The sequence below is a fragment of the Alkaliphilus flagellatus genome, from assembly GCF_018919215.1.
Classification (GTDB): Bacteria; Bacillota; Clostridia; order Peptostreptococcales; family Natronincolaceae; genus Alkaliphilus_B; species Alkaliphilus_B flagellatus.
In genome coordinates, this window is record NZ_JAHLQK010000004.1 from 465,103 (window position 1) to 485,580 (window position 20,478).

The window sequence follows — 20,478 nt, forward strand, 5'->3', positions numbered from 1 at the left end:
TTTTATTGCAATTTCAATGAGAATCAGGCTTTAACAAATCATCACTTCTATTATATTTGGTAACGACTATTATTTCGGCACCATAACTTTTATCAATGGTTCTTAAATTGTTTTCTAGTGTTTCAGTATCAATAGATTTGTCAAATGGAAAAAAATAATTTTACCAGCCATCCTTGGCCAATCCACAAATTTGACACTGTACCATTAATTTGGTACCACTTTCAACTACTTTCCATTTGTGGTCAGCTCTACTTACTCTTTCTCTTGATGTATCATTTTTCCCACATTTCATACAAACTTTCTTATAGTCTTGGTACAAGTCATAACAGTGTTGTTTTTCTCTTTTAGTATATTCTCTATATGTATCACCATCTTTTACACTATACCAATCATGAAACAGGCATAACGCATTAGGATATATACCATTTTCTTTAACTTCAAAATCCAAATTAATATTATTTGGTTCTTCAATTTCTGGAGTTGCATGAACACTAAGAGTGAAGCTTAGAAGCATCATTATTGATAGTAATAATGTTATTTTTCTTTTCATTTAATCTCCTCCTAATATAATATGTTTAATAACACTTTTGAATTTATAATTTTTTGCTGCGTACAAAACTAGATTCTTATGGTTTAGATATATCATTAGCTAGTTTTACTTGGTGATCTTATTTTCATTTGTTTCACTCCCTCTTTTTTAGGTCTTCACTATATAGATAGTTTAATATTGGTTTTTGTTCCAATATTTGAGAAAAAAAGAAATAATATTTTTTATAAATTTTGGGAACAAAATTCATCTTTGAACCCTCTATACTTATGAGATTAATTTATGGGGGGATAAATCAATGAAAAAGACAGTGTCAATTTTAACTATGATTTTTATTTTTTTTATTGCTGTAGCACCAACTAATACATATGCTCATGCAACTTACGAATCGATAGAAGGGGTAAAAGCTACTATTTCTGAGTGCAATTAATGAAGAATACAACAAAATACAAAGGCCGGTGATTGTTTTAGACATTGAAAAAATGGAAGTGTTATCGGTAAGAGTCACAACAACCCCTCCAAGAGAAAATGATCCATATGATACTCCAATATTGTATTGGGAACATGCTAAACTTAGAATGAAATCAACAGCAAGAGTATCAAAGACTATGTTAGTAAATAAATCGCAATTTATACATATAATAGGGGATCTGCACCAAGATGATTTCGAGAATGTTCAACAGCAGTTTATGCGATATATAAATGATAATATATAAAAGGCTTCTGATAAATAGATTCAGGAGCCCTTTATATTGGAATATTTATATAGAATAGTCGATTTAAGGTCGATAATGATACAATCAATAGCATAATCGTATATTAGCGATAATATTAAATGAGGAACATGAATTAATTGACTAATAGGTAAAATTTCGCTGATTTTGTATACCATCATTTGATATATTTAATTTATTCTAAGTGAATTACATGGTTCACATATTCTGTTTTTATTATTAGCTGGATATTATCAATATTTTCATTAAAAAACTCATCTGAATTTATTTTAGCTGAATACTTACCAAATAAGTTCTTATTTTTATTTGGAATATACTCTAATTTAGTGCTGTATAAAACATTATCATTATAAATAATAATAATGTCTATTTCAGAAGGTATATCGAAATCTTCTCGTATAGGTCGAACTATTAATTCACTATCATAACCTACATTTATATTTAATGATGCTCTCCAGAAATCATTTCTACCAACTAAATCTATAATATTTGGCATATTTGAAGTTGCCGAATTTTTATTGACTAAATAGAATGATACAATTAAACTTATGCATATAATAAAAAACAATATTTGTAGATGTTTTTTATTCATATTTATACACCCCCGTATAACAAGTAACTTAGATATTATTTAAAGAAGTCAATAATAGTGTCAAAAGCAATATTCTTGAGTACAGTGATTTGCATAGTAATAAGTACAGTAGAGTGAATAATTACTTTCTTGAAAGAGAAGTAGACTCATATATCAAAAATAGTAAATCTGATTTTTGGATTTATTACTAAAATTCAAATCTACTCAAGAGATAAAGTTGGAGAGATAAAAAAATATTTCTTTTCTAAAGCTATTTTTTTCTAAAAATCAAAGGTGTTAATAAGGTTTCCTTATATAAAAATTTTGTTTATTTTCTTGCTATACTAGTAGATTGTTTTTTTCATTTTAATTTATATATTAATTATAAAAAGTCCTAGCATATCTAGGACTTTTTAAATATGTAGATTATTATAACAAATGTATTATTAAATTTAATATACTGAATAAGAGCCGTCCATTGACATTGTTCTTGATAGCCATATTGCGTCTTGTCCAACAGAAGCTTCAAAAGTAAAACCTGGTACTTCTATAGACCCACCTACACTCCCTGAAACGACTACTTCAAAATAGCCATTTGCACCAAGATGTACTGTTCCAACTGGGAATTTACTGCTTCCTTGTAACGGATCTGAATAACTGTATGTTTCAATAAAATCGAAATCATATAACCCAGATCTTCTTCTAGTGCCTACTCCTAATACCTCGTTAATCTGTCTAAAGGAGCCACCTGTATAAATTGATAAAGTTGCCTCTAAATCTGCTTTAAATGAAGAGTTTCTTGAATATGTAAAAGTTTTACTATAATTATAACGGAAAGTATTTCCAGATGATCTTAAACTGCTTAAATTTTTTAATTCCATTTCATAAGCTTCTTTCAAGGAAATATTTTTATCTTTTGCTAATCTAGTCATATACTCTTCCTCAGAAATAGGAGTTAATACTGCACCATCTGGTAAAACCACTTCCTGACCTAATGGTATATTGCTGATATCAACAGTTGCCTCTAATGTAGTAAAAGATTCTATATTATCAATAGAACTAGGATGTGCAAATGTTGGGCTTATGAACATGCCAACCATTAAAGCACAAATACTTAATTTTGTTACAAATCTTTTAAACAATTTCATGGTAAATTCCCCTTTTTATTTAATATTATTCAATATTTGTCAATATCTAGTATAATTTATTTTGGATACTTTGTCAATTTTATTCATTAGTGGTTTTTCAACGGCAAACGACATTACAATATAAAGTAGGGTAACTATTTGCATAGCTACCCCCTTATCAAACCGTACGTGCCCTACTAAGGCATACGGCTTACCAACATGTTTTAAATGAATTAAGCATAGCTTTTGGCAGCATTTATCTTGGAAACTCGGTCATGAGTGTAATACTCTTGGCCTTTTTCTTTTAATTTCTTGATTTGTTTCTCTAATTTTGCTCTATTTTTGGTCGTTATTTTCTCTAGGTACATTTCTAGGGTATACGCCCACATTTTGTTGTAATATAACCAGTGGGATGGTATAAGTCCTATTTTTACAAAGTATTCATTGTTCCATTTCGAGGTCATAAGCCAGCCTTTTCTTTGACAGGGATTTTTGTGTATTATTGCTACCCTTAATCTTTGTCTAACATAGGAATCTACTGCATGTAATTCCTTGCTGAAAGCTTGTAGAATACATCTACTTTTCTGCCCATATTCTTCATTGGCCTTTACCGCTTTAGATATGTTCAGATAGTAGTTTATCTTACCCTTTATTATTGGATTTAAGGCATCCAGCCATGCTTTAGTGCTGAGTGTTAGACTTTTCCGTGTTTTCTCTTTTATCTTGGCTTTAAAGTCTTTGATTGAATTTTCAGTGGGTCTTACGATAAAGTATGCCCCTTCGTTATTCTTCCTTTTCCTCCAATGCTCAAAAGTAAATCCAAGAAAATCAAAGTTTTCATCGTTAAAATTAACGAATTTTGTTTTCTCCATTGATACTTCTAGCCCTAAGTCATTTATTACCCTATTTGCTACCGAACCTGCTCTTTTGATTTCTTCTTCTGTTTTAGCAAACAGAAGAAAATCATCAGCATACCTTACAAAGCGAATATTTTCCCTATCTAATTCCCAATCCAATTCATTTAAGTATATATTCGCAAGTATTGGCGAAATCACCCCTCCTTGCGGAGTGCCAGCGTCAGTATTATGGAATTTACCTTCTTCCATATGCCCAGACTTTAGCCATTTCCATATCATATCTAGGACAGTTCCATCAGCTATATATTTTGTTATTATCTTCATTAGTTTCTTGTGTGGTATATTGTCAAAGAATCCTTTAATATCACAGTCATATATGTTGTTGTATCCTGTTTCTAGATTCCAAAGAATTATCTGCATTATTCTTTCAGCACCTAATCCCTTTCGCTATCCACATGACCATTTATGAAATATTTCTTTTTCAAATTTTGGACTTATGGCATTTACCACACTTTGCTGTATAATCCTATCCTCTATGGTTAGTATACCTAAAGGTCTTTTCTTACCATTTTTCTTTGGTATGTATACTCTCTTAACTGGCTTTGGCGTATAGCTTTTCTCTTTTAGAGTGATTAGGAGTTTATTAATCTTCTCTTCTTCTTTTTGGGCAAAGGTTTCAAGGGTTTCACCATCAATCCCTCCACAGCCTTTATTCTCTTTAACCTGTTTCCATGCTTCCATTAGCTTTCTTTCAACTAACAGTTGTCCATAAATACTATGCATTTTAAGCTTCAACTCTTGATTCATTTATTATCCTTCACCTTTCCTGTGTTCCTCCGGCTCGTTTTTACTTTCGTAGCGTTACCGTTATCATTACACATGATTAAAGCTGGGGCCACTGAGGTCAGTTCCCTTCCGTTCAGTACCAGTTTGGTCTGATACCTACTTCCGTACTATGAAACTGTCTGACTTCTCTATCCGTAGTAGAAACTTCGGCATAACCTTATATTCCATTATCCCTTACGGGCTTGAATAGAGACCTCACAGGGTCACCGCACTTTCCTTCCTAACATACCGAGCACTTTCACATGATAAACTATTTTAATTCGGCTGATTCATTGAATTTAAAATTATTGACTTCCCATTTCCTACGCATAGCCGTCAGTTTACCCCGCCACCCGTGCTTCACACCTCTGCATTTCGGTCTGCTAGTCCGCCTATGGGTCTTTCGACTTTCCACGTCTCCTTCAGACAACACCTCACGGTATTGCCCTAGACTAGGCTTCCTAGGTTGTATCAGCACTCCTAGGGAAGGACTTTCACCTTCGAGAACTCTTGAGTTTCCAAACTCCCGATTCGTTTTTACTACTTTGTAGTAACGTTATCGCTGTTCTTAACGCTCAAAATTCCATAGGCTATCGCCTATGAATGTGCGACTGCCTGTCGCACATAGAAGGCCCCTGAGTTATTTATCAGGAGCCTTTTATATTTTAACACCTATATATTAGTCATTTAAGATTTACTTAAAAAATACTTCTGTATGCGAATTTGCAGAGTAAAGGAGCTGCTCCATAACACCAGCATACTTATAAATAATATTAGTGTTATTCCATCCCAACTGATCCGCCACATCAACTACACTGGCGCCGAGTTTTAATGCATAAAGAGCATGTGTATGGCGAGACCCCTATATTCAATATTTATTGAAATAAAAAGAGGCAGTCTAAAGATTTCTCCCTAGACTGCTTTTACATTGTAATAAAATTATCACATAAGTTTATTTAGTATACCTCTAAAATTATAAACTCATAATTATTATTTTTAGAAATTACTCCTAATTTGCTATGAGATGCCACTCAGATGGTGTCCCAGTATAAGTAACACTAGGTACATAGTAAGCAGAGCTACCTGGTAAATGTGGATATCCAGGCGTATATTTTATCTCACAATCAGATGGATAAAAATAAAGTTGTCTGTAGTTAGCATCACTTCTTATAACAGTAGCCCCACATTCACATGTATACAATGTGCCATAGTATTTCTGATTATTCGTTTCTGTGTTAATAAACCGTTGAGTTACTGGAACATGTTTTGTCCCATTTACTCGACATGCTTGTGGACCTGCATATGCTTCTCTTACAGGCATTATGGTACATAATAAGATTAAAACAGCAGTTCCCATCATAGTTAAAAATTTTTTCATTCTTACTCCTCCTTTTTTAAAAATTAGGTGTTTAAATTTTAATTGTAGCTTGTACCTTCAGTGCCAATAGATTTGTTAAACTTAAAAAAGTAATTTTACCAGCCATCCTTGGCCAATCCACAAATTTGACACTGTACCATTAATTTGGTACCACTTTCAACTACTTTCCATTTGTGGTCAGCTCTACTTACTCTTTCTCTTGATGTATCATTTTTCCCACATTTCATACAAACTTTCTTATAGTCTTGGTACAAGTCATAACAGTGTTGTTTTTCTCTTTTAGTATATTCTCTATATGTATCACCATCTTTTACACTATACCAATCATGAAACAGGCATAACGCATTAGGATATATACCATTTTCTTTAACTTCAAAATCCAAATTAATATTATTTGGTTCTTCAATTTCTGGAGTTGCATGAACACTAAGAGTGAAGCTTAGAAGCATCATTATTGATAGTAATAATGTTATTTTTCTTTTCATTTAATCTCCTCCTAATATAATATGTTTAGTAACACTTTTGAATTTATAAATTTTTTGCTGCGTACAAAACTAGATTCTTAAGGTTTAGATATATCATTATCTAGTTTTACTTGGTGATCTTATTTTCATTTGTTTCACCCCCTATTTTTTAGGTCTTCACTATATAGATAGTTTAATATTGGTTTTTGTTCCAATATTTGAGAAAAAAGAAATAATATTTTTTATAAATTTTCGGGAACAAAATTCATCTTTGGACCCTCTATACTTATGAGATTAATTTATGGGGGGAGAAATCAATGAAAAGGACAGTGTCAATTTTAACTATGATTTTTATTTTTTTTATTGCTGTAGCACCAACTAATACATATGCTCATACAACTTACGAATCGATAGAAGGGATAAAGGCTACTATTGCTGGATGTGGCACTAGTGAAGATACTGAGAAAGTGCACAGCAAGTTAGTAATAAAGAATAATATTATATATTCTATAAAATCAAATAAATATATAATGCTAAAACAGTCATCTATTCATGATATAGGTGATGGCTTTGTTAGTATTCAAGCTTCTACTAAAGCTGATGGAAATGTTGATAAATTAGGTTTAAGGATTCATCTAGAGATATGGACGGACAATTCATGGTCAACAGTAAAATCATGGAGCACTGATAAATATGATACAAAGAATATTGATTTTAAAGCAGTATATAGTGTAAAAAAGGGTAAGATTTATCGAATTAGAGCTATTCACACAGCTTATAAGGGTACTATAACAGAATCAGATCAAACTATTACTTCATATATTACAATAAAATAAAAGGATATAGCACATATGTGCTATATCCTTTTATTTTATTGATAATGCTACTTTCATTAATTCTTTTTTATCTAGGCCAACGATAGTATATTTTATTTCAAACATATCCCATATAATCATTACCTCTCCACTTTTAAACTCAATTATATTATAATCAATATTGTTTGTTTTTTTCTGAGTTATTGTACTCTCATTAGAATCCACTTGAAGTGTATGAGAATAATCACCGATTACTGGTTCTTGTATCATTTTAATAATATCACTATCATTTTTAGAATATATTAGTTCTGCCATTAAAGTTTTATCCAGAAATTGAGTCAATTCAACTTTTTCTATAATATATCCTTCAGGAGTATAGGCAGGAGTTATTATCTTAAAACTTGACTTATATATTGCTTCTTCAATTGGAAGTGTCTTTAAATTTACTTGAGCTTCTTCATCTATACCTGGAGTTGTCCTGGTATTTTTATTATAGTTTAACTTAATGTCTTTATTTGCACCAACTGTTTGTGAAAAGAAATTAAGTATTTTTCTATAGTATGCATATCCATCATCCATATTAACTAGTATTGTAGTAAGTATCAATATAGCTGCTACGGTACTTGCTGTTCTTTTGTTAAAGTGAAAGTACTTTTCCTTATTTTCCTTATTTTCCTTATCTATATTTTTAATATCTGTATTTATATTGTCCCAAACATCTTCCATATCAGGAACAACGATTGATTCTATTTCCTCCGAAATAGCTTCTTGTATGATTAAATCTAAATCATCTAAATCTCGCATCTTATTTCCCCGACTTTCCATATGTAATATAGTAATCACTTATATTATTTTTAATGATTTTATCCTTAATTAAATTTTTAGCTCTAGAAACTCGTGATTTAACAGTACCTTCTTTAATATTTAATGTTTGAGCAATTTCTGCATAAGATAAGTTCATATAGTAATATAGCAATATAACCTCTCTATAATGACTATCTAGACTATGAATTTGTTCCATAATTTCTTTATTTAATTCTTTTTTCTCTATTTTATCTTCTACTGTATCTAAGTTAAATCGATTATTTGAGAGTGAAATTACATTATCATAGTCATCGATTAACAATTCTCGCTTGCTTTTCATATATTTTTCCTTAGCTAAATTAGAAGCGATAGTACATATCCAGCTTCCAAATTTACTAGGATCTTTTAGAGAACTCATTTTCCTATATGCTGTAATAAACGCCTCTTGCACTATGTCTTTTGCATCATGTTCATTTTTAACAATGTAATAAGCAACTCGATAAACTTTATCCTTATAAGTTTCAAATAAAATCTTATAAGGAATTACTTCCTTGTTATCTTGTTTCTCTAAAAATATTTTCATCTATTCGTCCCCCTAAGTAGTACTCCCCCTAAGTATTATGATAATAGCAATACAGTAAACATAGAAATATTATTTAATTTAACTCTAATTATCTAGAGATGCATAGAAAATCTCTATACTAAAGTTAAGTATATGAAATAATATAATTAGAATTAGTTTGTACTATTCATCTAAAAGCTTATCAAAAAATACTTCAGTATATGAATTTGCAGAATATAAAAGTTTATCGATAACACCATGATACTTATAAATAAGATTAGTATTATTCCATCCCAGTTGATTGGCCACATCATCCACGCTTGCACTAAGTCTTACTGCATAAAGAGCATGTGCAGGACTAAGTATAAACTTATCTATATCCCTAGTTCCCATAAAAATATAATAAGGTTTTTCCATATACTCCTTTGAGACTGAAAGTAAAAGTATGTATTCCATAATTACCCTTTTTACTTGTTCTAACACTCTTACATATCTAATATTTTCTCCTTGGCCCACACGTAGTCCCATAGGATCGGTACTAAAAGTAAAATCCACCTTACTAATTCTAATAGAAAACGGAAGCGTAACCGTCGAAAATAATGGTTGGGCTTCCGTTTTTTATATGTTTGTCAAAGCACTTCCGTCTATATTAACTGAAACGCCCAACTTAAATTCTAAATTAAGCGTCCGCGAATCTTCAACATTACTTTCGAAGTCGAAGAGATATTTTGCAGACGAGTAATCGCTGAGTATATAATCCCTAATAATCACACCAAAGTGTTATGTAATCTTTCTGTGCTTTAATAACTCATGTAACAACACTTTTGATGTATTCATAAACTCCTAAAATTTATCTTGGGTAACATTTTCATTACTTTAAATTCTTCAATCAATTCCAAAAGTTATTTTTATATTGTTTATCAACATCATTATAAATTGTTTTGAAGTTATCATTGGTTAACGATTTAATAAATCTGGATATTATCCCTATGCAAGATTTGATCATATCTTCGTAACGCTTCGTGTTTGTGACGTCCCTGAGCCGGACCCTAGAACATTACTCCTTGGTGGATCTTTGCTCCCGGTGAAGGGATGTGCATAGCGGACAGAAACATTTTGTTAGGCTATGACTGGAAGATTTACTTAATTATTCATAAATCTTAGTTCGATGTCCTATTAAGATACGTTCGAGTGACACCCATCCGATATATTGAGGTTTCTCCCACCCCGGTGCTGTTAAAAGATGCTCAATTTCTTTATAATCATCTATTCTCACTTTATCCCACGCATGTATAATCTTACCATCTTCAATAGCCAAACCTACATGCCCCCAGTTTTTCGTCATTCCATCAATTACTCCAAAGCAATCATAAAACACAAACGTTCCTTTAGGTGGTATACCTTTAAATCTGTGTGCTTCATATAAATCCGCTGATTCTTTTGCAGTATCTCCTCCAAATATCTCAATACTATTGCTACGTTCTAAAGCATCTTCCACAAATCCCAAACACCTAAGTGTATAATCTGTACGATTAAGATGGTTTAATGCCCACTTTATAGAATTATTCATTAGGTTTTGTAAATTATTGTCCATATTTGACCTCCATAAAGATTATTTTAGCTTTATTCGATAACTAAAAACGCCCAATTCACTAAGATTTCACCTAACGTCATATTGCTGGCATTAAGTTCAATTTATATATAATATTTAGTGATATTCACGAACTTAGGTTCAGTAATATTTACTTATCTTCAAATCATAATTAATAAACAGATTCGCTTTTGCATAATTCAAAAAACATTTTCTAAAGTTAATCCTCTGCTTCACTTCTATTTTCTAACTTCAAATTATAGACATTAGTAGCTACTCACTTAAATAAATTTGTTTCGTGAATTATCACCATAACAACTTACATCAGAGTTATATATCCTAAATTATCTTAAATACTAAATTTCTATTAATAATTAAAATATCCTCTAATATTCATTTGGTTATTTTCGACAACTCTAAAATATAATGATATTATTATTGCAATTACAAACTCATATAAAAAATTCAAGCTAATTACATTAAATTTTTTATACCTTATCATCTCGTCCAACTTCCTGCTATAATATAACTACAAAGATAACAATCCAAGGGAGGTTTAAATATGAAATTTAAAAAACCTATTTTAATCGCTATTTCATTAGGTATTATAGTCTTCGCTATTATTCAACTTTCAATAATAATAACTCCCTTTAGGGCAACCCCTAAAAAATCTGATGCAATTATTGTACTTGGAGCTAAATTATGGGGAGATAGACCTGCCCCGATGTTACAGTATAGATTGGAAAAAGCATTGGAACTTTATAATGAAGGATATGGGGATAAGATTATAGTTAGTGGGGCCCAAGGACATGATGAGCTAATTACAGAGGCCCTTGCAATGAAAAACTATCTTGTAGAAAATGGTGTACCAGAAAATGTAATATTGGAAGAAGATAATTCTTATAGTACATACCAAAATCTATATTATAGTAATAAAATTATGAAGGAAAATGAACTAGAGAGTGCCGTTATTGTATCCAATAACTTCCATGTTCATAGATCATTAATGATTGCTAACCGTTTAAATATGGATGTAAGCGCAGGTCCTACAAAAAACTATCCTAACTTAGCACTAACGGTTAAATACTATATGCGAGAAGTTCTAGCCTATATAAAGGATTTTGTATTAGTTAGGTAATAATATCCTTTCGTTTAAATGCTATAGATTAAAATATAAGTACTTAATAAAATAAGCAGAAGATTAAACCATCTTCTGCTTACTTTATTTTAACTTGAAATCTTATTTTCAGTATCTAGTTTCCCTTATTAATCTTCAATAATCTCTTGTATTCTTACAATAATATCATCCAATTCATTTCTCTTGTCGGTATCTATCATGTTATTTTCTTGTGCTTCTTCTATAGATTTAATACAATCCATTAAATTTGCCTTCCAAGCTTCCATAGTTAACTGACCTCCTCTCTACTTGGTGTTTTATTTTTAATTAAAGATATTATTAGCAATATACAAGGTATTATTACCTGAAAAGGTAAAGAATAGTATACCATATTTCTTTCTACCCATCTGTATAAATCAGGATAGTTGGGATGTAGCCACATAGATAGAGATATAACTAAAGTTACTACAGGTAGCAGCATAAGTTTATAATGTTCTAAGTTAAAGATTTGTGTAATTCCTAATAGAGTACAATAAATGAAAACAACAGTTTTAATTCCAACTCCTATTAGTAGATTAATCCCTACTATCGGTTCTATAACAGCTCCTGGAATTAAAGATAGAGTTACATGGGGTGGAAACATTTGAAGCGACATCATATATGGACCAAGGACCAGTAAATCTCTTAATAAAGTTCCTAGCAAGACAAACCCAACTATTGTTACGCCTAAATAAGTTGTTTTAACTATATATTTTTTTTGTTGTACAATAGGATATATCATTAAAAATACTATCATATTACCAAAGGATACAGATAATATTCTAATTCCTATTTTTAAAACATGCAGAAATCCGCCCTCTAAGAACGGTAGAAAATTATCGTAATCAAAGGATTTTGCACTTAATAATATAGTTAATGCTATAATAAAAATCATAATTGGTATAATTATCTGGTTAACCCTAGCAGCTATTTCTATTCCATTTTTTAAAGCATAGGTAATTGGCAAAAAAACAAAACAAATAACAAAAACTGTACGAGTATTAATAAAATTTACAGTAACCATATATTCACCAAAAATTCTCATGGTTAAAGATGCAAAATGAATAAAAAATATTATGTAAAGTATTCCAATTATACTTCCTAAATATTTTCCAAAATGCTCTTTTAGCATTTGTATAAGTGTTTTTTTAGGATTAAGTTTTGCTAGAGCTAAATATATAGTAACTAATATAAAGCCTCCTATCCAACTTAATATCTGAGCTAACCAAGCATTCTGGTATGCAGCCTTTGCTGGAGAAGTTACTGCTAAACCGCCAAATACAAAACCTATAATAAGCAAATTTAATTCGCTTAATGAAATCTTTTCTTCTTTTATCATACAATCACCTCGATAAAAAGCTATCAATAGCCTTTTCTATATATATAGCAGGACTAAGAGGCGCCTTATCAATAGCTTGTAATAAACTAATCGTAAAGCTAACTATTAATATTGTAAAATATATGAACATAGTTCTCTTAACATTTTTGACTTTCGATAACCTATTTAAATCAATGCTAATAATTATACAAAAAACGGCAATTATACTTATTACATCCCTTACCATTAACTATCTCCTCCATTTTAGCGTGCCTTAGATGGCGGTCCCGTTAATCCTGATCTTGTTATTCTAAATTCTACATCAATTTCAACAGGCACTTCTGGAAATATTTCATCCCAATTATCTTCTATTTCTCTCCAATAGTTTAAATGCTTTTTACGTATTTCCTCTCCAAACCCTAAAATATCACTTTGAAATTGATTTTGAGCTATATCTACCGTTTTTTTTATATCTTCTTTAATTGTATTTGCCACTTCTCTTTCTAGATCTTTCAGTATTTTTTCCATCAGCAAATCATTTTCCCCTTGTTGTTCTCCAATTGTTCCCTCTGCTTTAATATTAATATGAATTTTAAGTTTTTCATTTTCAATTTTAGCTCTAACCTTCCCATTAGAGCGCAGTTGCTCTATTACTACTCTTTTATTTTCATTCAAGGGGTCTTTAATACCAATTACCCTATCCCGTATTTCATTTTTTATATATAATAGTCCTGCTGTCTCATACTTTTCCAACCAGCCAACTAGTTTATCCTCTTTAAAAATAGCAGTTCCTTCCAGCTCCATACTTTTTATTAGCTCCTGTTCTTCTCCTTCTTTAAATTTAACTACCCCTATTGTAGTATTTAATATATTTTCATTTAGCTCCTTTACCATTTCAAAAGTGTTTATATTTCGAATAACACCACTATATAAATTATCTTCTAAAACTTCTTTCAAATGTATTGCGGGAATATCCTCCAGCGTACTTTTCGCACTGATCACCTTTTTAGCCGTAGTTCCCCTTGCAATTATTACACTCGAATTTAACCTTACTTCATAATCTCTAGAAAAATAATCTAATATATCCATTATCCCTTCTTTAGCTAATTCTTCACTAATTACCAATACTTGTATATGACTATAAAAAGGTCTCCGATTAACTGCCTTTAGCTGTTCTCTAGCAGCTTCATATACGGTTTTCCCTTTAGTCGAATTAACCCATATAGGCTGTATATTACGACCACCACCTTGCTGAAGTCCAAGACCAGAGGGGTTAACTATTTGTAATGTTAGTTCAATTTCTTCATCTTCTGCTTTATCTATACCTACACCTACTATAATGGCTCTATGGGTTAGATCTTGTTCATGCATGCATCCAATTAAACTCATGCATAATAATAAAATTGCTAAAAACATAAATATCTTTTTAGAATATGACCTCAATTACTGCTCCTCCTCAGTTACATGGTTATCGCCACTTGCTCTATACTTATTTATATCCCAATTTTGCAATGTAAAAGCTTTAGGTCTTATCTTCATGATCCACAATGGAAACCGTACAAAACTGTCTTTCAAACCATCTTTATTTACTGGAGATAATGGATACATATAGGGTACTCCAAAGGATTCTAGGGAACATAGGTGAATTAAAATTATAATATATCCAACAAGTATTCCTAAAAATCCAAATACTTGAGCAGCAAACAATAATATAAATCGAATGATTGGTAAAGTATCAGATAGGGAGGGAAGAATAAAATTTGTAATTCCCGTTAAAGCAATAATAATCACCATAATAGGACTCACAATTTTTGCAGATGCCGCCGCCTGACCTATTACTAATCCTCCAACAATACTAATAGTTTGTCCAATAGTACCTGGCATTCTAATTCCTGCCTCCCGTAAAAGTTCAAAAACTATCATCATAAAGAAAGCTTCTATAAAGGGAGAAAAGGGTAGCCCTTCCCTAGTAGCAGAAATCGCTAATAATAGTTGCATAGGTATAACGTCAAAATGGAAAACAATTACTGCCACATAAAATGCAGGCAATACAGTAGCAATAAATAAAGCTAATAATCTTAGGATTCGATTAAATGATACAAAATATAATCGTGAATAGTAGTCTTCTGCATTTTGAAGGTTTTCTATAAACAGATTTGGTACTGTAAGCACTACAGGGGTTCCATCAACAATAATAGCAATTCTTCCTTCTAATATTTTAGCCGCTACCTTATCGGGTTTTTCGCTATTACCTATAGTTGGAAAAATTGAAAATGGTTTCCCTTCTATATATTGTTCTATATATCCCGTATCTAAAATTGAATCTACATTAATTTTTTTTAATCTACTTTTTACTATATTCAAAGTATTTTCATTAACAATTCCCTTAATATAACAAATACCTACCGTAGTATTTGTCTGTTTCCCTAACTGCATAGTCTCAAATTTAAACTTAGGACTTTTAATCTTATGCCTTAGTAGTGCTACATTGGTAGATAAAGATTCAATAAACCCTTCCCGTGGTCCCTTCAAAGACATTTCAGTTTCTGGTTCGATAACACTTCTTTTTTCAACCCCATGAGCAGATACTTTAATTGCTTTATTCTGTCCATCAATGAAAATAATTGCCATACCTGATAAAACGGCCATAATAGTATCCTTAAAATCATTAATAATATTTAAGCTAGATGCAACTATTAGCTTCTTGGTAAAAATATCAATAACATTTTTACTCATTATCTCTTTATCAGTTAGGTTGTTTTTAGTTCCAAATATTAAAGGATTTATTATACTTTCATCTAATACATTCTTAGTAATTAGTCCATCCATATATGCAACAATAACCTTACGATGAACTCCCTTACCTATCTCTATTTCTCTTAAAACAAAATCTTCACTTTCTTCAAAGGTTGCTTCTAATTTTTTCTTAACATCTCCTATGGATTTAGGAATATTTTCTTGCTGATTTTCACTTTCTATATTATTAATTTTATTAAGGCCTATGCCTATAAGCATTCTAAATAGTTTTCTAAACAAATATTCATCACCATCCTTTCGGAAATAATATGCTAATTCTCTTTTACATTATCTTTATATTTATCTACATATAATTTATTATTTCCATCTAGATTAGCATAAAAAACCTCTCTAATATCCGATATGCCATACATTTTTAACTGATCAATTAGCCACTGAGCTGTTAGATTTCTATTTATTAAATTTTCATATATTATGTTTCCTGTTACTATCACTTCTGCTTTAATATCATCCTGCTGTCCTAACATGTTTAAATCTTCTAGAGTAACATTATTTTTATGAGAAGCTTTAATTACACTGATTTCTCCTGTAGTTTCTAATATTCCGTACTTTACATCTGTAATATTAAATACATCTTTTTTTCTTAACAAATGATGTAGCTCATCAATGGTGTAATGGAACCTTTTAAGTTTTTTTTCTAGTATATGTCCATCTTTAATAACTAACTCAGCCTCTCCTTGGAGTATCCTCGCAAGTTTTATATTCTTTCCTGTTATATAGGATACTAAAAAGGTTAGGATTCCAAATAGAAATAGTCCTATCATATGCTGCCAGGTTCTTTGATTAACATCGGTAGCTAGTGTTCCAGCAATGGAACCAAATGTTATTCCGTTTATATATTCCTGCATAGTTAACTGAGATAATTGTTGCCTACCCAGTATTCGTGTAATAAACAGTATTGCAAAAAAAGATAAAAAAGTTTGTAGTATTACTTCAATGGCTACTTTCATAAATAGTCCTCCAATGTATAGATATTTATTTTAGATTTATACTAATGACAAAATATATATTGTCCTATTGCTCTTTTATATATTATGTCTATAATTTTGTAATTAAATAAGTAATAATGTGTATTATATTAAAAATTGGAGGAATATATATGAAACTTTGGCAACAAGCATTATTAACATTTGCTTTTATTATTATAGGAGGCATAATTATCTACATCCTTGACAAGAAGAAATTAATTTAACTTCTTACTATAAAAATAAAACCACACTCCCGGAAATATATTCTAGAAGTGTGGTTTATTTTTTATTAATTAAATTTTTTCTACTTTAATACCTGTATCATGATCATTAAGATTTTGCTTTTCTAAACTATCATCCTTAACTCTTTCAACAGTTACAGCTAAGGTTTCTTGCATAATATAGTCCTTATGGATTTCTACTGCTTTAGCAACTTCGTCATTACCATCAAAGTAAATATTAATATTGTCTGCAACTTCAAAACCGCTACTTTTTCTCATCTGCTGTACTTTAGAAATAAATTCTCTCGCTAAACCTTCATTAATTAATTCTTCCGTTAATGTAGTATCTAAAATAACGAATAAATTATTTGCCATTTCTACAGTAAAGCCTTCTTTAGCCGCAATTGTAATCATTACATAGTCTTTAGTAATTGTAGTAATATCACCATCTAAGTCAAGTTCTATATTTTCTCCAGCTTCTAACTTTGGTACAACTTCAGATGCTTCTAACTGTGCTAAAGCTTTACCTAATGATTTAATTTTACTTCCAAGTACAGGTCCAGCTGTTTTAAAATCTGGTTTTAAACTAAAGTTCATAAAATCTCTTAAATTTTTCTCAAATATAACTTCTTTTATATTTAGCTCCTCTTCTATTAATGGAACTAAATCTGAAATAAGATCTTCATATTTACCATCTACGAGTATCTTTTGTAGCGGTTGACGAACCTTAATTTTAGCTTGAGCTCTTGCAGCTCTACCAAGTCCTACTAAGTCTCTAACCAAGTCCATTCTTTCTTCTACATCTTTGCTTATTAATTCCTCGTTTACTACTGGGTAGTCTGCTAGATGTACTGATATTTCACCTGTTAGATTTTGGTATATCTCATCAGATATAAATGGTGCAAATGGTGCTACCATCTTTGCTATACCTACTAAAACTTCATAGGTTGTATTATATACTGCTTTCTTATCCTCTGTTAACTCTGTTGCCCAGAAACGACGTCTTGCTCTTCTAATATACCAGTTAGATAAATCTTCATTTAAGAAATCTTGAATCTTTCTAACTGCTTTTGTTAAGTCATAGGCTTCTAGTTCCTTTGTTACTTCTGCAATTAGGCTGTTATATTTAGATAGTATCCATCTATCTAACTCTGGACGATCTTTATATTCAATAAAGAAGTCCTTTGGATTAATTTCATCTGTATTCGCATATAAAGTAAAGAATGCATATACGTTTTGAATTGTTGTAAAGAACTTACTTTGTACTTCTTTTAGTCCTTCAATATCAAATTTTGTTGGTGTCCAAGCTGGAGATACAAACAGTAAATACCATCTTAGAGCATCTGCTCCGTATTTGTCAAATAGTTCAAATGGATCTACTGTGTTTCCTCTAGACTTAGACATTTTTCTACCTTCTTTGTCTAGTATAAGGTCGTTTACAAGTACGTTTTTGTATGGAGAAACTCCCTTTACAAATGTAGAAATAGCTAATAGAGAGTAGAACCAACCACGTGTTTGGTCGATACCTTCGCAAATAAAGTCTGCTGGGAATAATTCGTCAAAGTTCTCTTTGTTTTCAAATGGATAATGATGTTGTGCAAACGGCATAGCCCCACTATCAAACCAGCAGTCAATTACTTCTGTTACTCTAGTCATCGTACCTTCACATTTGTCACATTTTAAATGTATATCATCAACATAAGGTCTGTGTAGTTCTACGGATTCATCCACATTTTCAATAGATCTTTCTGCAAGCTCAGCTCTAGAACCTACTGATGTAGTGTGGCCACATTCACATCTCCAAATATTTAGCGGTGTTCCCCAATAACGGTTTCTTGATATCGCCCAGTCATTTAGGTTATCTAGCCAGTTTCCAAATCGCTTTTCTCCTACATAATCTGGGTACCAGTTAACTGAATTGTTATTAGCAATCAGTTGATCTTTTAGCTTAGTCATTTCAATATACCAGCTTGGTTTTCCATAATATAAAAGCGGTGTTGTACATCTCCAGCAGTGTGGATAGTTGTGAGCAAACTTTTCCTTATGGAATAACTTTTCTTCAGCGTGTAGCCATTTAATAATATCTACATCACAGTCGATAACAAATCTGCCTTCCCATGGAGTTGTTGTATATTTTCCTTCTTCATCAACTGGTTGAAGAACAGGTAAATCGTATCTTCTTCCTGTTTGGTAGTCATCCTCTCCAAAAGCTGGAGCACTGTGAACAATTCCTGTACCATCTTCTGTTGTAACATAATCTGCTAATGTAACAAAGAATGCCTTTTTATCTGGCTTCATAAATGGCATTAATTGTTCGTATTCAATATACTCTAAGTCCTTACCCTTATATTCAGCAATGACTTCAAACTCTTCCCCAAGTAACTTTTTAGCTAATTTTTCTGCCACATAATAAACCTTGTCTTGAGCCTTTACTTTTACATATGTTACTTCTGGATGAACTGTTAATGCAACGTTTGCAGCTAATGTCCACGGAGTCGTTGTCCACACTAAGAAATATTCATCTTTATCCTTTACTTTGAAAGGAACGATAACTGTATTAGACTTTATCTCCTTATATCCTTGTGAAACTTCATGGGAAGCTAAACCTGTTCCACAACGTGGGCAATAAGGTAGTATCTTATGCCCTTCATAGATATAACCTTCTTTAAAGAACTTATCTAAAATCCACCATACAGATTCTATATAATTGTTATCTAATGTAATGTATGGGTTATCTAAATCGATGGAGTAACCCATTCTTCTAGTCATTTCTCTCCATTGCTTTTCATAGGTAAATACAGACTCTCTACATCTAGTGTTAAATTTATCTATACCATAATTCTCAATATCGTGCTTACTTCCTAGTTTTAACTGTTTTTCTACTTCAATTTCTACTGGAAGGCCATGGGTATCCCATCCTGCCTTTCTCTTTACTTGGTGACCTGTCATAGTTTTATATCTACATACAGAGTCCTTTAGTGTTCTAGCAATAACGTGGTGAATTCCTGGTTTACCGTTAGCTGTTGGAGGTCCTTCGTAAAATACAAAGGATTTTTGGCCTTCACGGTTTTCAATACTTTTGTCGAGTATCTTATTATCTTCCCAATATTGAGATGTCTTATTTTCTCTTTGGGCAATAGGGTCATTTGATAGTGATTTAAATCCCTTCATTTATCTCATCCTTTCTGTGGTTATATTATCTAGGTGTAGCAAAGAATTTTATAATTTACGCAGTTTCGCAACTCAAATTTATTTACTTCCTTCGGTCGTATAAATTTGGTGCTCATTGCGTTTGACCTACCATCGATTTGCCTTTAAGCACTTGAAATTTTTAATTACCATTAAAAATTGAGTGCGCCATGGAGCAACTTTAGTTGCGTAATTTTGCAAATCGGGTTAGGTCATAAAATAAAATTTGTTCGTTAACACTCACAAACTTTATGTCGCACTCAATTCTAAGCTTTGCTTAGAATTTCAAGTGCTCAAATAAAAAATCCCTAAGTCTAAAGACTTAGGGACGAATTTATCGCGGTACCACCCTGATTATAGAATAATACTTAAACCATAGCATATTAAAAGTACTATAATTTACTATTCTATCACTCAATGCATGTAACGTATGCTTACGAAAGATCTTACTATTATTTCAGACCTTTAGCTCCGAGGTGATATTCATAAAAAGTACTGTCATAATCTTTCACCAACCGATTATGTCTCTGAAAG

General features: G+C 31.3%; 22 protein-coding genes and 1 other annotated feature (1 of these 23 only partly in view). Of the genes, 4 read left to right on the plus strand and 18 right to left on the minus strand.

The window, feature by feature from the left end; all coding sequences use genetic code 11:
* Window positions 1–160 precede the first annotated feature (160 nt).
* On the minus strand, window positions 161–550 hold the full coding sequence (locus KQI88_RS12540; protein WP_216417812.1) for a hypothetical protein: 390 nt from the start codon (window positions 548–550) through the stop codon (window positions 161–163).
* A 295-nt stretch (window positions 551–845) separates the two neighbouring features.
* Here KQI88_RS12540 and KQI88_RS18355 point away from each other — a divergent pair, with 295 nt between their 5' ends.
* Window positions 846–977 carry a hypothetical protein gene (locus KQI88_RS18355; protein WP_281417566.1) on the plus strand — a complete coding sequence of 44 codons (132 nt, stop codon included), beginning with the start codon at window positions 846–848 and terminating at the stop codon, window positions 975–977.
* Entirely contained in the window at window positions 973–1,263 is a 291-nt protein-coding gene (locus tag KQI88_RS12545; protein WP_330656230.1) for a type II toxin-antitoxin system PemK/MazF family toxin, read from the plus strand. Before KQI88_RS18355 ends, KQI88_RS12545 begins: the two co-directional genes overlap by 5 nt.
* 193 nt (window positions 1,264–1,456) lie before the next feature.
* Here the strand turns inward: KQI88_RS12545 and KQI88_RS12550 are convergent, their stop codons facing one another.
* The 6 genes from KQI88_RS12550 to KQI88_RS12570 all read right to left on the minus strand — a co-directional run bounded on the left by KQI88_RS12550 (window position 1,457) and on the right by KQI88_RS12570 (window position 6,524).
* Entirely contained in the window at window positions 1,457–1,873 is a 417-nt protein-coding gene (locus KQI88_RS12550; RefSeq protein WP_216417814.1) for a hypothetical protein, read from the minus strand.
* A gap of 431 nt (window positions 1,874–2,304) precedes the next feature.
* The gene (locus tag KQI88_RS12555; protein ID WP_216417815.1) at window positions 2,305–3,000 is read right to left on the minus strand and encodes a hypothetical protein; all 696 of its coding nucleotides are present in this window, start codon (window positions 2,998–3,000) and stop codon (window positions 2,305–2,307) included.
* Between the two features lie 212 nt (window positions 3,001–3,212).
* A complete protein-coding gene (locus KQI88_RS12560; protein WP_246579277.1) occupies window positions 3,213–4,256 on the minus strand; it encodes a reverse transcriptase domain-containing protein in 1,044 nt (347 codons plus the stop codon).
* Between the two features lie 27 nt (window positions 4,257–4,283).
* Window positions 4,284–4,643, minus strand: coding sequence for a reverse transcriptase family protein (locus KQI88_RS18155; protein ID WP_246579278.1), 360 nt, complete (start codon window positions 4,641–4,643; stop codon window positions 4,284–4,286).
* Between the two features lie 1,027 nt (window positions 4,644–5,670).
* Window positions 5,671–6,039: a hypothetical protein gene (locus tag KQI88_RS12565; protein WP_216417818.1), complete on the minus strand. Its 369-nt coding sequence runs from the start codon at window positions 6,037–6,039 to the stop codon at window positions 5,671–5,673.
* A 95-nt stretch (window positions 6,040–6,134) separates the two neighbouring features.
* Window positions 6,135–6,524 (minus strand): hypothetical protein, encoded by a 390-nt coding sequence (locus KQI88_RS12570; protein ID WP_216417812.1) that lies wholly within the window; start codon window positions 6,522–6,524, stop codon window positions 6,135–6,137.
* 296 nt (window positions 6,525–6,820) lie between these two features.
* Between KQI88_RS12570 and KQI88_RS12575 the strand changes: the two genes are divergently transcribed.
* A complete protein-coding gene (locus tag KQI88_RS12575; RefSeq protein ID WP_216417820.1) occupies window positions 6,821–7,339 on the plus strand; it encodes a DUF6147 family protein in 519 nt (172 codons plus the stop codon).
* Between the two features lie 30 nt (window positions 7,340–7,369).
* On the opposite strand, the gene KQI88_RS12580 is transcribed toward KQI88_RS12575, so the two are convergent.
* The 4 genes from KQI88_RS12580 to KQI88_RS12595 form a co-directional block, all read right to left on the minus strand.
* Window positions 7,370–8,122: a DUF4367 domain-containing protein gene (locus KQI88_RS12580; protein ID WP_216417822.1), complete on the minus strand. Its 753-nt coding sequence runs from the start codon at window positions 8,120–8,122 to the stop codon at window positions 7,370–7,372.
* Between the two features lies 1 nt (window position 8,123).
* Window positions 8,124–8,705: an RNA polymerase sigma factor gene (locus KQI88_RS12585; RefSeq protein ID WP_216417824.1), complete on the minus strand. Its 582-nt coding sequence runs from the start codon at window positions 8,703–8,705 to the stop codon at window positions 8,124–8,126.
* A gap of 162 nt (window positions 8,706–8,867) precedes the next feature.
* The gene (locus tag KQI88_RS12590; protein ID WP_216417826.1) at window positions 8,868–9,239 is read right to left on the minus strand and encodes a hypothetical protein; all 372 of its coding nucleotides are present in this window, start codon (window positions 9,237–9,239) and stop codon (window positions 8,868–8,870) included.
* Window positions 9,240–9,831: 592 nt separating this feature from the next.
* A complete protein-coding gene (locus tag KQI88_RS12595) occupies window positions 9,832–10,278 on the minus strand; it encodes an NlpC/P60 family protein (protein WP_216417828.1) in 447 nt (148 codons plus the stop codon).
* Window positions 10,279–10,837: 559 nt separating this feature from the next.
* Here KQI88_RS12595 and KQI88_RS12600 point away from each other — a divergent pair.
* A complete protein-coding gene (locus KQI88_RS12600; protein WP_216417830.1) occupies window positions 10,838–11,413 on the plus strand; it encodes a YdcF family protein in 576 nt (191 codons plus the stop codon).
* A 128-nt stretch (window positions 11,414–11,541) separates the two neighbouring features.
* On the opposite strand, the gene KQI88_RS12605 is transcribed toward KQI88_RS12600, so the two are convergent.
* The 7 genes from KQI88_RS12605 to ileS all read right to left on the minus strand — a co-directional run bounded on the left by KQI88_RS12605 (window position 11,542) and on the right by ileS (window position 19,926).
* Entirely contained in the window at window positions 11,542–11,679 is a 138-nt protein-coding gene (locus KQI88_RS12605) for a hypothetical protein (RefSeq protein ID WP_216417832.1), read from the minus strand.
* A gap of 2 nt (window positions 11,680–11,681) precedes the next feature.
* Window positions 11,682–12,770 (minus strand): GerAB/ArcD/ProY family transporter, encoded by a 1,089-nt coding sequence (locus KQI88_RS12610; RefSeq protein ID WP_216417834.1) that lies wholly within the window; start codon window positions 12,768–12,770, stop codon window positions 11,682–11,684.
* Between the two features lie 4 nt (window positions 12,771–12,774).
* Complete coding sequence (locus tag KQI88_RS12615; RefSeq protein ID WP_216417836.1) at window positions 12,775–12,996, minus strand: hypothetical protein; 222 nt, start codon at window positions 12,994–12,996, stop codon at window positions 12,775–12,777.
* A 17-nt stretch (window positions 12,997–13,013) separates the two neighbouring features.
* Window positions 13,014–14,192, minus strand: coding sequence for a Ger(x)C family spore germination protein (locus KQI88_RS12620; RefSeq protein ID WP_216417838.1), 1,179 nt, complete (start codon window positions 14,190–14,192; stop codon window positions 13,014–13,016).
* Window positions 14,193–15,785, minus strand: coding sequence for a spore germination protein (locus KQI88_RS12625; RefSeq protein ID WP_216417840.1), 1,593 nt, complete (start codon window positions 15,783–15,785; stop codon window positions 14,193–14,195).
* Between the two features lie 32 nt (window positions 15,786–15,817).
* Entirely contained in the window at window positions 15,818–16,516 is a 699-nt protein-coding gene (locus tag KQI88_RS12630) for a DUF421 domain-containing protein (RefSeq protein WP_216417843.1), read from the minus strand.
* A gap of 311 nt (window positions 16,517–16,827) precedes the next feature.
* Window positions 16,828–19,926 carry an isoleucine--tRNA ligase gene (ileS, locus tag KQI88_RS12635; RefSeq protein ID WP_216417845.1) on the minus strand — a complete coding sequence of 1,033 codons (3,099 nt, stop codon included), beginning with the start codon at window positions 19,924–19,926 and terminating at the stop codon, window positions 16,828–16,830.
* Between the two features lie 339 nt (window positions 19,927–20,265).
* Window positions 20,266–20,478 (minus strand) — a binding site (T-box leader) (it continues 38 nt past the right edge of the window).